The organism is Limnohabitans sp. TS-CS-82 (assembly GCF_002943475.1).
In genome coordinates this window covers 142269-154866 of sequence record NZ_PTQX01000002.1, presented here as the reverse complement: position 1 = coordinate 154866, position 12598 = coordinate 142269, and the positions used below count along the sequence as shown (strand labels likewise).

The following is a 12598-nucleotide window of genomic DNA, read 5'->3' as shown; positions in this document are numbered from 1 at the left end:
AGGCGGTGAGACAATGCAGCCACTGTGCAAAAGCCTTCCTCGCCCCCTTCAGCGTCTGTTGCCTCGTTACGTTTGGTTGACGTGGTGAAGGGCCTTGCGCATTCCGCCGACAGCGGGCACTTTGATGAGCTGCAAGGCAAGTGTTCGCCTGCCGCGGCATCGGCTGCTAAGGCAATTGCAGAAGAGGCAAACGTACAAGCAGCTAACGCAGAAGACCTGTCTTCGCCGTGGTGCACGTTTTTTGAACAGCTTGGTAGCACAGGCCTTGACGACCTAGACCGTCGTACCCAAACCTTGGCGCGCCAAGTGCGCGACAACGGCATCACCTACAACGTGTACGCCAGCCAAGGCGGCCCGCAGCGGCCTTGGGCTTTGGACCTGTTCCCACTCATCGTCACGCCTGAGAGCTGGCAGCACATTGAAGTGGGCGTGAAGCAACGCGCACGTTTGCTCGAGCGCATGATGGCCGATGTGTATGGCCCGCAGCAACTGATTCGCGAAGCCATGATTCCGCCCGCCTTGGTGCAAGGCCACCCTGGCTACTTGCGTGCCATGCATGGCGTCACGCCTGTGGGCGGCACGCATTTGCACATTGCGGCGTTTGACTTGGCGCGTGGACCCGATGGCCACTGGGCCGTGGTGTCGCAGCGCACGCAAGCACCCTCGGGCTTGGGCTATTTGCTTGAAAACCGTTTGCTCATTTCGCGCCAATTTCCGCAAGCGTTTGAGGCCATGAACATTCAGCGCTTGGCGGCCACCTACCGTGTGTGGGTGGAGTCGCTCAAAGCGCACAGCCCCGAAGGTGCCAATGCCCACGTGGCCTTGCTCACGCCGGGCCCGTACAACGAAACGTATTTTGAACACGCCTACCTCGCCCGCTACTTAGGCCTCACCTTGGTCGAAGGCCATGACCTGACCGTGCGCGACGAGCGTGTGTACCTGCGCACCTTGCGCGGCTTAGAGCCCGTGCATGTGTTGCTCAAGCGCATGGACGATGAGTTCTTAGACCCGCTTGAATTGCGCGCTGACTCCACCTTGGGCATTCCCGGTTTGCTGCAAGCCGTGCGCGCTGGCAACGTGGTGGTGGCCAATGCACCGGGTTCGGCATTTTTAGAGTCGCCCGCCTTGTTGGGCTTCTTGCCAGCACTCAGCGAAAAGCTGTTGGGCGAAGAACTGCAACTGCCTGCACTCGACACTTGGTGGTGTGGTGAGCGTGCGGCCTTGGCCTCGGTGTTGCCGCAACTCGAACACATGGCCATCAAGCCCACCTACCCGGGCTCGACCACGCACGGCACGTTTGATGCAACCATTCAGTCTGTTTTAGGTCGCACACTCACCCAAGCACAACGCGACGAGTGGGTGGGCCGCATCACCCGCCAGCCCGACCGCTACACCTTGCAAGCCTACTCACCACTGTCGCAAATGCCCACGTGGAAAAACACCACCGAAGGCGTGGTGCAACGCTCGGTCATGCTGCGTGTGTTTGCCTTGCGCAACAGCGCTGGCGATGGCCCAGATGCGTGGCGTGTGTTGCCCGGCGGTTTGGCACGCATCGCAGCACCTGATGCACAAATTGCCTCCATGCAACGCGGCGGCAGCAGCGCCGATGTGTGGGTGCAAACCCATGCCGACATTGACCGCAGCAGCTTGCTGCCCAAGTACACAACAGCCTCTGGCTTTAAACACCGCGAGCGCATGGTCACCAGCCGCGCCGCCGAAAACTTGTACTGGCTAGGCCGCTACACCGAGCGCAGCGAAAACATGGTGCGTTTGGTGCGCCTGTGCATCGAAGCCTTGAACGGCGAAGACCCCGCTTCACGCAGCTTGTGGGCATGGTTGCAGTTGCTCACCCAGCGCCAAGGTTTGGTGCCTGCGGGTGTGCCATCTGCGCACGCCGCTGCGGGCGAAGACAAAGCCAACAGCACCCCCAGCATGGGCGCACGCCGACGTGTGTTTGAACGCACCCTCATTGCGTGCTTGGACCAAGACGAGCACAGCACAAGCGTGGGCTATAACTTGCGCGCTTTGCAGCAAGCGGCCTCGTCGCTGCGCGAGCGTTTGTCACCCGAACACTGGAACGCCATCGTGCATTGCGTGGACCAGTTCAGCGCTGATTGCGCACAAGCGGGCACACCACGTGCGTTCTCTGCCGTGCAAGCCATGCAGGCACTCGATGCCGCCAGCTCTGCACTGGCCGCCATCACCGGCGCGCAAACCGACCGCATGACGCGCGACGATGGTTGGCAACTGCTGAGCATTGGGCGCCACGTCGAACGTTTGGGATTTTTGTCATCCGCACTCGACTTGGCTGTCGAAGTAGGCGCGTTTGAACACACCGCCGATGACGCTGACAGTGCAGATGAAAACAGCTCGCACTATGCCGCGCTGTTGTCGTTGTTTGACAGCACCATCACCTTCCAAGCGCAGTACCAACAAACCCGCGAACTCGCCCCGCTCATCGAGCTGCTGGTGCAAGACAACGACAACCCACGCTCGCTTGCTTGGGTGGCGCGCACCCTGCGTGGCCGTTTGTCCAAACTGGCCGACACCCCCATGGGCGAGCCGGATGCTTTGGCGCGCTTGGTGCCCGACTTGAAGCACACCGATTTAGAACAACTCTGCACACCCAACGACGTGGGCCACCACCCCAAACTGCGCGCGTGCTTGACCGAATGCATGCAAGCGTCATGGCAAGTGTCAGACGCCATCACGGCGCGTTACTTCAGCCATACCGACGACGCCGACAGCGTGGGGGCCTGAGCCATGTTGCTGTACATCACCCACACCACCACTTACCACTATGTGCCGCAGGTCAACACCGCGCAGCACATGGCGCATTTGCTGCCGCGCAGCGATGCTGCACAAACGGTGCAACACGCCGAGCTGCACATCACACCCACACCAGCAGCGACCAGCACGCATGTGGATGTGTTTGGCAACAACCGCACTTTCTTCTCGCTGCCCGTGGTGCACGACACACTCAGCATCACAGCCAAGAGCACGGTGGACACCCACTTCATCGCCTACCCACCCGAGCAAGCCTTGACCACGCCCGCATGGGAAAACGTGCGCGCGCACTTTGTGTACCACTCGGGCGCCGCGTGGGACGCAGCCACCGAATACGTGTTTGCTTCGCCCTACGTGCAGCCTCACCCAGACTTTGCCGAATACGCGCGCGCCAGTTTCACACCCGCCCGCCCCGTGTTGGCAGCGGCGTGTGATTTGATGACGCGCATCCATCAAGAGTTCACCTACGAGACCGCCAGCACCGACATCAACACGCCTGCGCTTGAGGCCCTCAAAAGTCGCAAAGGCGTGTGCCAAGACTTTGCGCACATCCTCATTGGCTGCTTGCGCACGCAAGGTTTGGCCGCACGTTATGTGAGCGGCTATTTGGTAACCGAAGTACCTGAAGGCCAAACCCGCTTGATAGGCAGCGATGCCTCGCACGCATGGGTGTCGGTTTATGTACCCAACGATTTAGACGACGCAGCTGAAACCGCCAAGACCGGCGCACTCGCGACCCACGGCCAGTGGTTTGACCTGGACCCGACCAACAACCGCTGGGGCTTGAGCTCCCCCGGCATCGACTACGTGACCTTGGCCATTGGCCGCGACTACGCCGATGTGTCGCCCGTACGCGGTGTGATTCATGGTGGGGCTAGCCACACGTTGGAAGTTGCTGTGACGGTGCAACCGGCTTCTGAGTTGATAGCGACATCTGGACAAACACAATCTCAATCACAAGGGCAGTCGCTGACACAGTCTCAAAGTCAATCGCAAGGCCAATCACAAAGTCAGAGTCAAAGCGAATCACTCTGATCGCAAACATACGCCTTGAGCGCTCTTAAAATTGCGTGATTCAAACAAGGAATCCAACATGAGCGTTTACGACAAACTCCAAACCCTGAACATCACCCTGCCCCCCGTGGCTGTGCCCGCTGCAGCCTATGTGCCGTTTGTACAAACAGGCAACTTGGTGTTTTTGAGCGGCCACATCGCAAAACAAGACGGCAAGGTGTGGACTGGTCAGCTGGGTAAAACCATGCAAACTACCGAAGGCGCACAAGCCGCACGCGCTGTGGCTGTGGATTTGTTGGGCACCTTGCACGCTGCCGTGGGCGACCTGAACAAGGTCAAGCGCATCGTCAAAGTAATGAGCTTGGTCAACTCCAGCCCCGACTACACCGAGCACCACTTGGTGACCAATGGTTGCAGCGAACTCATCGGCCAAGTGTTTGGCGACAAAGGCACGCACGCACGCAGCGCGTTTGGCGTGGCGCAACTGCCTTTGGGTGCTTGTGTGGAAATTGAGCTGATTGCGGAACTCGCCTAAGCGGCTTATTCCGTTAACGAATCATTCGTCAAAGTCCCAGATCTGATGCAGATCTAGACGAATCAACGCCAGCAATTCCACCACCTCTAGCTGCATGCGCTCGGCGGCATTGAGGTTGTCGCTGGCGAGGCGCGCAATCAGCAACACGTCCGACAAACTGCCTTCGCCCAAGCTATAGGCCTTGACCGATTTTTCTGCGGCCAAGGCTTGACGTTGGGCGGCAGATTTCAAGTTGTCAGCGGCTGTGCGCTTGTGCTGAAACTGAATGAACATGCTGTCAAACATGGCGCCCAGTTGTTGCTCGGCCAGCAACACTTTGTCGCTGGCTGCTTGTGCATCAGCCACCAGCGCAGTCGCGTGATGAAAGCGCGAGGCACTGGGGAATGGCATCGAAAACATCACACCCGAAATGGTTTCGGCACCAGCTCGCTCGCGTCCGCTGAACACGCCCACCGTCGGATCAGGCAATCGGTCACGCGTCGCGCGGTCAGCAGCGAGGCGCAAGCGTTGAGAGTCCACGCGCATCATGTTGAGCTCGTGGTTTTTATCTAAAAATTCTTGGCGCATGGCAGCCATGGTGTCGGTCAGAGCGGGTAAGTTTTTCGACGCGTCTAAACGCAAGGCTGCAGGCATGTGCGTGGGCAACACCATGCCTGCATAGCGACGCGTGAACGCTGACGCACTGGAGGCCAACTGTGCATCGGCCACCGAACGTGCTGCAGTGATGCGCTCAAACTCGGCATTGGCCAGCTCTGCGTCGAGCTGCGAAATTTCGCCATGCTTGAGCTGCACCTGCGTGAGGCGCTGCATTTTGGCTGCCAAGTCAAACGTGGTCACCGCATTTTTTTGGTCGGCTAAAGCGCGCAGGTAAGCAAACCAAAAACGCATCAACTCACGTGCGCCCTCGTGCATGGCATCGGCGTATTCGATGTCGGCAAAAGCTTGGGTTTGCGTGGCAAGGTCGGCATCCATGCCGCGCTTGCCCCAAAACCGCACAGGGCGTTCGATGCTCACCATCGACTCATGCAACTGCGCGCCTGTGGCCACCTCGCGACGACGCTGCGAAGTGCTGCGCAAGGTGAACTCGGCGGAGCCTGAGTCAATGCCCTGAGCGCGAGCTGTACCTGCTTCCTTTTTGGCGCGCGCAGCTTGCATCAAGGGGCTGCTGAGCAAGGCGTCTTTCACCGCAGCTTCAGCCGGGAGATAAGGCAAAAGCTGTGATATCGCAGTCGACGCTGAGGCCGCGCCAGAAGCTGATGACGTAGCAGCAGACGATGCAACGGTTGCTGAAACGGCAGGCTGTTGTGCATGAGCCACCCCCATCATCAAGGCGCAAGTGCAAGCGGCGACAAAGGCTACAACATCAAATTTCACGAAACGTTTCATGACTTCCTCCAATGCAAGAGGCGCGTGAGCGCATGCCACGGCACGCCATCCAGCCCACCAAAGCGTTCAAACAATTTGGGTAGCAGCAACAAAGTCAGCAAGGTGGAGCTGAGCAAACCACCCGTCACAACAATCGCCAAGGGCCGTTGAATTTCTGAGCCAGGCCCCGTGGCAAACAACAACGGGATCATGCCCAGCGCGGTGATGACCGCTGTCATCAACACAGGGCGTAAACGGCGTTCAGTGCCCAAGCGCACCACCACATCCATCGCTTCGCCGTCGAGCAAGCGTTCGTTGAAGTGCGTCACCATCACCACACCATTGAGCACCGCAATGCCCAACAGCGCAATGAAACCCACCGATGCAGGTACTGACAAATACTCGCCCGAGATCGCGAGAGCGACCACACCACCTACCAAGGCAAACGGAATGTTCAAGAAGATGATGCCCGCCTGAATGGCCGAGCCAAAGGTGAACACCAAGATGGTGAAGATGAGCACCATGGCCGCAGGAATGACCAGCCCCAAACGCGCTGCCGCGCGTTGCTGGTTTTCAAACTGACCGCCCCACACAATGCGTACGTCGCTGGGTAGCTTGAGGGCAGCCACGGCTTTTTGGGCATCGCCCACAAAGCCCGTCAAATCGCGACCATCTACCGACACCTGAATGCTGGTGAAGCGTGCGCTTTGTTCGTGGTCCACACGGATGGGACCATCGACCAAGCGGATGTCAGCCAAGGCACTCGCGGCCCACACTCGGCCATCGGGCGCAGCAAGCTGCAAGTTCTTAAACGCTTCAGGGCTTTGACGTGTGGCCTCATTACCGCGCAAGGTAAGCGGCATGCGCACACCGTCTTGCAACACGTAGCCCAGTGATTCGCCCTCCACTTGGTTTTTCAAGGCTTGCTGCAAGGCCTCCACACTGAAGCCCGCTTGGCCCATGGTGGTGCGGTTCAAACTGACCGACACGTATTGCAAGCCCTCTGCCTTAGGCGCAATCACTTCGGCAGCGCCGGGGATGGTGCGCACGGCATCGGCAACTTGATGAGCAGCTTCGTTCAAGCTACCAAGGTCTGTGCCAAAAATCTTGATGGCCACATCGCCGCGTGTGCCTGTGAGCATTTCAGACACACGCATTTCAATCGGCTGCGTGAAGCCATAGACCAAGCCCGGAAAACCATCCAGCACCACGCGCAGCGCATCAACGATGTCGTCTTTGTTGCCGCGCCATTCACTTTTGGGTTTGAGCACCAAGAAAGTGTCGGTCTCGTTCAGGCCCATCGGGTCTAGCCCCAACTCGTCAGAGCCTGCACGCGCGACGATGGCTTTGACCTCGGGCACGTTTTCCAAAATAGCTTGTTGCACGCGGGTGTCAATCTCTAGCGAAGCCTCCAGCGAAATCGAAGGCAGCTTTTGCAACTGCACCAAGATATCGCCTTCATCCAAGGTGGGCATGAAGGTTTTTCCAATGAAGCTGTAGAGCACGGCAGCCACGACCAACGAGGCCAGAGACACGCCATACAACCACTGCGGCTTGGCCCACACACGTTCACGCAAACGCAGATACCCCGCGTGAATTTTTTGCATCACTACAGGCTCGTGCGCACCCTCTTCTTTCAGCACCATCGATGCCAAAGCAGGAATCACACTGAACGCCAATAGCAGCGACGAAGCCAACGCCATGATGATGGTCACGGCCACAGGTGCAAACAGTTTTCCCTCTAAACCTTCAAGGCTCAGCAGCGGCAAGAACACCACGCAAATAATCAGAACGCCCGAAGCAACAGGTTTGACCACCTGACGCACAGCACTCAGCAAAATTTCGGTTTTCGACAAGGCGTGGCCTTTTGGGTGCGATGCAAATGCGGTTTCGATGTTTTCCACCACCACCACCGCTGCATCCACCAACATACCTAACGCAATGGCCAAGCCGCCCAAGCTCATCAAGTTGGCCGTCAAGCCAAAACTGCGCATGAGCATGAAGGTGCTCAGCAACGACAAGGGCAAAGCCACCGCCACCACCACGGCCGCACGCATGCCACCCAAGAACACATACAAGGTGATGCAGACCAACACGGCGGCTTCAATCAAGGCGTGAATGACCGTGTCTGCGGCACGCGTGACCAACTCGCCTCGGTTGTAAAAAGTTTTCACCGTCATGCCTTTGGGCAAGCGCGGAGCCATCTCGGCCAACTTGGCGTCCACCGCATTCACCAACTGACGGGCATTCACACCGCGCATGCCCAGCACCAGGCCTTCGACCGCTTCGCCTTGGCCATCTTGGGTGACTGCACCGTAGCGTGTGAGTGCGCCGTGCGTGACGGTGGCCACATCGTCAAGCTGCACCTTCGTGTTGCGCGTGGTGGCTAAACGAACGGCACGTAAATCGTCCAGCGTTTTCACAGCGCCTTCTACGCGCACCACCAAGGCCTCTTCGCCAGCGGTTAAACGGCCGGCACCGTCGTTGCTGTTGTTGGCTAGCAAGGCCTGACGCAAGTCGGTCATGCTCACGCCCATCGCCGCCATCTTGGTGGTGTTGGGAATGACTTCGAAGGTTTGCACTTCGCCACCAAGCGAGTTGACTTCGGCCACACCGGGAATGGTGCGCAGCTCGGGGCGAATCACCCAGTCGAGCACACGGCGTTTTTCTGCCAAGCTGAAGTCGCCTTCGAGGGTGAACATGTACACCTCGCTCAGCGGCGTGGTGATGGGGGCCAAGCCACCGCTCACACTGGCTGGCAAATCGCGCATGACCGAGCCCAAACGCTCCGACACTTGTTGGCGTGCCCAATACAAATCCACACCTTCGTCAAAATCGATGGTGATGTCGGCAATGCCGTATTTCGAGATAGAACGCACGATGCGTTTGTTGGGAATGCTCAGCAGCTCTTGCTCTATGGGTTTGACCACGCGCTGCTCGACCTCTTCGGGCGTCATGCCTGGAATTTTGAGAATCACTTTGGCCTGCGTGGGCGAGATATCGGGGAAGGCATCAATCGGCAAATTGAGCCACGCGTACGTGCCTGCAACAAACAGCAAGCCAGCACACGCCAGCGTGAGGCTGCGAAAGCGCAGGCTCAAACGAATGAGGTGTTCAAACATCACTCGTCCTTTTGTAACAAGGCGCGCAAGGAAGCGATGCCTGTGACCGCCACTTTACTGCCTGCAGGCAACGCGGCTTCGACCAGCGACAAATCGTCGGTGGACGACAGCACCGTCACAGTTTGCGCTTCAAAGCCTTTGTCGTTCGCCACAAACAGCCAAGGCTTGCCGCGCCACTGCGTGACGGCGCGTGCAGGCACCAACCATTGCGCATCTGGCTTGGCCGCGCCCGCTTTGCCTTTGGCATGCACGGTGACCGACACCAACTCACCCGCTTGCAAGCTGCCTCGGGTCGTCACAGTAGCGCGGGCACGGGCCGATTGGCTGGCATCCACCGCACGGCTCACACCAATCAGCTTGGCTTTGGCGTTGCGCGAGGCAATGCTCACCTCGTCACCCACTTGCAGCTGCGCAGCTTTGTCGGACGAGAGCTGCACGTCGAGTTGCAACTGCGAACTGTCCGCCAACTTGAACAACATCGCGCCCGCTTCCACGCGTTGGCCGACCGCGACAAAAGCCTCAGACACTGTGCCCGACAGCGGCGCTTTGAGCGTGCCCGTGGCGTAGCCCGTGTTGGCATCAAAGCGCATGCCTGCGGCGACCAGCTCGGCCTCGCGTGCATGCAGCTGCGCTTGTGCGGCTTCTTGCTTGGAACGACTCAGCTGCAAACGCACGGCGGGGATGATGCCTTCGTCAAACATGGCTTGGTCGCGTTGTGCAGCGGCTGAGGCGTTTTTGTAATCCAGCGATGCTTCATTCAACAAACGACGTGCATCGCCCAACATGGGGCTGGTGAAATGCGCCAAGGCGGCACCAGTTTTGACCGTGTCGCCTACGCCCACCAGCAACCGAGACATTTGGCCTGCATACGGTGCAGATACCGTGAACTCTTTGCCCGGCGGCATGACCACCGTGGCACTGGCCAGCAACTGACCGCCTGTAGACGCTTGCACGGCGGCCACTTGCACACCGAGGCTGGCTTGTTGTTTGGCGTTCAGCGGCAGCAACACGGGTGCATTGGCTGCGGATGGCGCCACTTGCGCCAAGGCATTAACCGTCACTGCCAACCACAAGCAGGACACAAAGCCACGAAGAAATAACTTGAAAGAAGTGAACATCACCAACTCCACACATCACAAACCAACAGGCGGTGCACACACCAGGTGTACACGCGTTAAAAGTTAGAAGTGAAATGCAGGAGGTGCGTGCGGCAGCGGCGGAAAGCCGGCAAGAAACGAAGGACGGCCGGCACGTTGCGTGCCTGGCGCCAGCAAGAAAGACACCACGCGCTGAATCAGCGCAGCCATGACAAAGACGGTGAGGATCAACACGCTTTGCTGCTGCTCCTCCACATCCAACGCGGCTTGGCGTGCATAAGAAGTTTCAACACCCACAGCCGCAGACTCTGGCTCATCGTCTTGGCTGAAGCTGGTCATGGTCAATGCAGGTTCAGCAGACACCGCCACAGAACCTACGCCCGCCACATGCAAACCGGTCACCTGAGACGCACCGTAATGCGCGTGCAAAAACGGGCCAATTGCCAACAAGGCAACCAGCGCCATGGCCATATGAAGGCACATCGTTTTGAAGAGGGAGGTTTGCTGCATTACGCTGGTCATCTTAAACCAGCCAGATGAAGCCTTGATGAAGCAAGGCTTTGATGGAATTAGCGCAAATCAGCGGCGCAGCGCTTAAATTGAGCCAATGGCGTTGTGCCGTCTTGACCCGCCGCAGGAAACTTAGACAAATCGATCACCACAGACGGTTGCTTGGTGACCAAGGGAAATAGCAGGTGAAGGTTCTTTGCGTCATCACCCACCCAAGTTTGCAGTTCGTTCTTTTTGCTGTCTTTGTATTCAGCGCACACGCTGCTTTTTTTGCAACTGCTTTTGTGTCCGGTGAACCGCCGCACGCTGACGTCCTCGACACCTAGCTCTATGCGGGGAATTGGAAACGGTTGGATGCCTTTGCCGCCAGGGGCGAGCTGATGGTTTTGCCCAATGACTGACAGCACCATGGGTTTGCCCACTTCACGTTTGGCCACCACCGAACCCGTGAACGCAAACTGCGTGAACTTCTTGTTGAACTTGCTGGTGTACACGTGCATCAGTGTGAGCTGGCAACTGGGTTCTTTTTTGTTTTTTCTGTTTGCTTTGAACACCATGCGCGAGGCATCACCCGAGACATCCGGCAGCTGTGCCGTACGAGCTGCCTGTGCGGGCATCGACATGACCAAGAACACACCAAGCCAGCCACCAACCACCAGAGACCAAGGCCCCTGCGCCTTTGACAAGAACCCCATCAATCCGCCGTGAAGATGCCGCTGACGCTGTGCAACTGCTCCAACGCCAAACCGCAACCCCTCGCCACACACGTGAGCGGGTCTTCGGCAATCAACACAGGCAAGCCTGTTTCTTCAGAAATCAAACGGTCCAAGTCGCGCAACAAAGCACCGCCCCCCGTGAGCATGATGCCGCGCTCAGCAATGTCTGAGCTCAACTCAGGCGGTGTGCGCTCCAGAGCGATCTTGACGGTCGACACCAAGTTGTTCAAGGTATCGGTCAGCGCTTCCAAGATTTCCGTGGAGCTGATGGTGAAGCTTTGTGGAATGCCTTGGCTCAAGTTGCGGCCCGTGATTTCCATTTCCCTCACCTCGCCGGTGGGGAACGCGGTTGCAATTTCTTTCTTGATGCGCTCAGCCGTTTGCTCGCCAATCAACATGCCAAAGTTGCGGCGGATGTAGTTGACGATGGCTTCGTCAAACTTGTCACCGCCAATGCGTGCGCTGTTTTTGTAAACCATGCCGCCCAGCGACACAATGCCCACCTCCGTGGTACCGCCACCAATGTCCACCACCATCGAGCCGCAGGGTTCGGTCACGGGCAAACCTGCACCAATGGCTGCAGCCATGGGCTCTTCAATCAGATACACCTCAGAGGCCCCAGCACCCAAGGCAGATTCGCGAATGGCACGGCGCTCCACTTGGGTGGAGCCACAAGGCACACAAATCACAATGCGCGGGCTGGGCTTGAACAACATGTGCGGGTGAGCCAGCTTGATGAAGTGCTTGAGCATCACCTCGGTCACGGTGAAGTCGGCAATCACGCCGTCTTTCATCGGGCGAATGGCCTCGATGCCTGCGGGCACGCGCCCCAACATGGCTTTGGCCTCATTACCAACGGCCAGCACCGTGGTTTTGCCATGAACTTTTCCGTCTTTTTTCAACACCACCACAGAAGGCTCATCGAGCACGATGCCGTGTTCTTTGGTGTAAATCAAGGTATTGGCTGTGCCTAAATCGATAGCAATGTCCGTCGAAAAAAACTTCGTAAATTTAGAAAACAAAATAACCTCACGTAGAACAAGCGTCGCGCGAAATTATCGATAAGCCCACCCTCGTCGTCCATACGCTTCAAGGTGTATAAACCCTTGAATTTAAAGAGAAAATAGTCAATTAGTAGCAACAAAAAAGGCGCCATCAAGGCGCCTTTGAAATAGGTGTATCAAATTAAGCTTTGACCGCACGAAATCCTGAATACATCCGTGAAGCAGGACGGCTGCGTTGCTCGGCTTCTTGAGCCAGCTGGGCGCGGATTCGATCAAACGTCGCTTTGATGCCAGTCTTCTCACAAGACACGATTTTGAAGCGGCGCTCCACGGCAACATTAGGCGATTCGATCTGAACTACTGATTTATCCAATTTAGGCTCCAAAGAACTTAGTGAAGAATCAACGCCTCAGCTTTACATTTGGTGTACAAGCTTTCTAAAAAAAAA

10 protein-coding genes are annotated in these 12598 nt (G+C 57.6%); 3 read left to right on the top strand and 7 right to left on the bottom strand.

The window, feature by feature from the left end; all coding sequences use genetic code 11:
• The first annotated feature begins 24 nt into the window (after positions 1-24).
• From C5F52_RS05250 to C5F52_RS05240, 3 genes are read left to right on the top strand one after another with little or no spacing between them, the layout of a single operon-like run.
• Positions 25-2760, top strand: coding sequence for a circularly permuted type 2 ATP-grasp protein (locus C5F52_RS05250; protein ID WP_236657741.1), 2736 nt, complete (start codon positions 25-27; stop codon positions 2758-2760).
• A 3-nt stretch (positions 2761-2763) separates the two neighbouring features.
• Positions 2764-3822 (top strand): transglutaminase family protein, encoded by a 1059-nt coding sequence (locus C5F52_RS05245; protein WP_104797295.1) that lies wholly within the window; start codon positions 2764-2766, stop codon positions 3820-3822.
• A gap of 58 nt (positions 3823-3880) precedes the next feature.
• The gene (locus C5F52_RS05240) at positions 3881-4336 is read left to right on the top strand and encodes a RidA family protein (protein ID WP_104797294.1); all 456 of its coding nucleotides are present in this window, start codon (positions 3881-3883) and stop codon (positions 4334-4336) included.
• Between the two features lie 21 nt (positions 4337-4357).
• On the opposite strand, the gene C5F52_RS05235 is transcribed toward C5F52_RS05240, so the two are convergent.
• The 7 genes from C5F52_RS05235 to C5F52_RS29650 form a co-directional block, all read right to left on the bottom strand.
• Complete coding sequence (locus C5F52_RS05235) at positions 4358-5722, bottom strand: TolC family protein (protein ID WP_104797293.1); 1365 nt, start codon at positions 5720-5722, stop codon at positions 4358-4360.
• A complete protein-coding gene (locus C5F52_RS05230; RefSeq protein WP_104797292.1) occupies positions 5719-8823 on the bottom strand; it encodes an efflux RND transporter permease subunit in 3105 nt (1034 codons plus the stop codon). Before C5F52_RS05230 ends, C5F52_RS05235 begins: the two co-directional genes overlap by 4 nt.
• Positions 8823-9941 (bottom strand): efflux RND transporter periplasmic adaptor subunit, encoded by a 1119-nt coding sequence (locus C5F52_RS05225; protein WP_146100037.1) that lies wholly within the window; start codon positions 9939-9941, stop codon positions 8823-8825. The genes C5F52_RS05230 and C5F52_RS05225 overlap by 1 nt, the downstream gene beginning before the upstream one ends.
• A gap of 63 nt (positions 9942-10004) precedes the next feature.
• A complete protein-coding gene (locus tag C5F52_RS05220) occupies positions 10005-10385 on the bottom strand; it encodes a hypothetical protein (protein ID WP_146100036.1) in 381 nt (126 codons plus the stop codon).
• A 104-nt stretch (positions 10386-10489) separates the two neighbouring features.
• Positions 10490-11125, bottom strand: coding sequence for a hypothetical protein (locus C5F52_RS05215; RefSeq protein WP_104797289.1), 636 nt, complete (start codon positions 11123-11125; stop codon positions 10490-10492).
• A complete protein-coding gene (locus C5F52_RS05210; RefSeq protein WP_104797288.1) occupies positions 11125-12168 on the bottom strand; it encodes a rod shape-determining protein in 1044 nt (347 codons plus the stop codon). The genes C5F52_RS05215 and C5F52_RS05210 overlap by 1 nt, the downstream gene beginning before the upstream one ends.
• Before the next feature lie 163 nt (positions 12169-12331).
• Complete coding sequence (locus C5F52_RS29650; protein ID WP_146100035.1) at positions 12332-12523, bottom strand: hypothetical protein; 192 nt, start codon at positions 12521-12523, stop codon at positions 12332-12334.
• Positions 12524-12598: the final 75 nt, after the last annotated feature.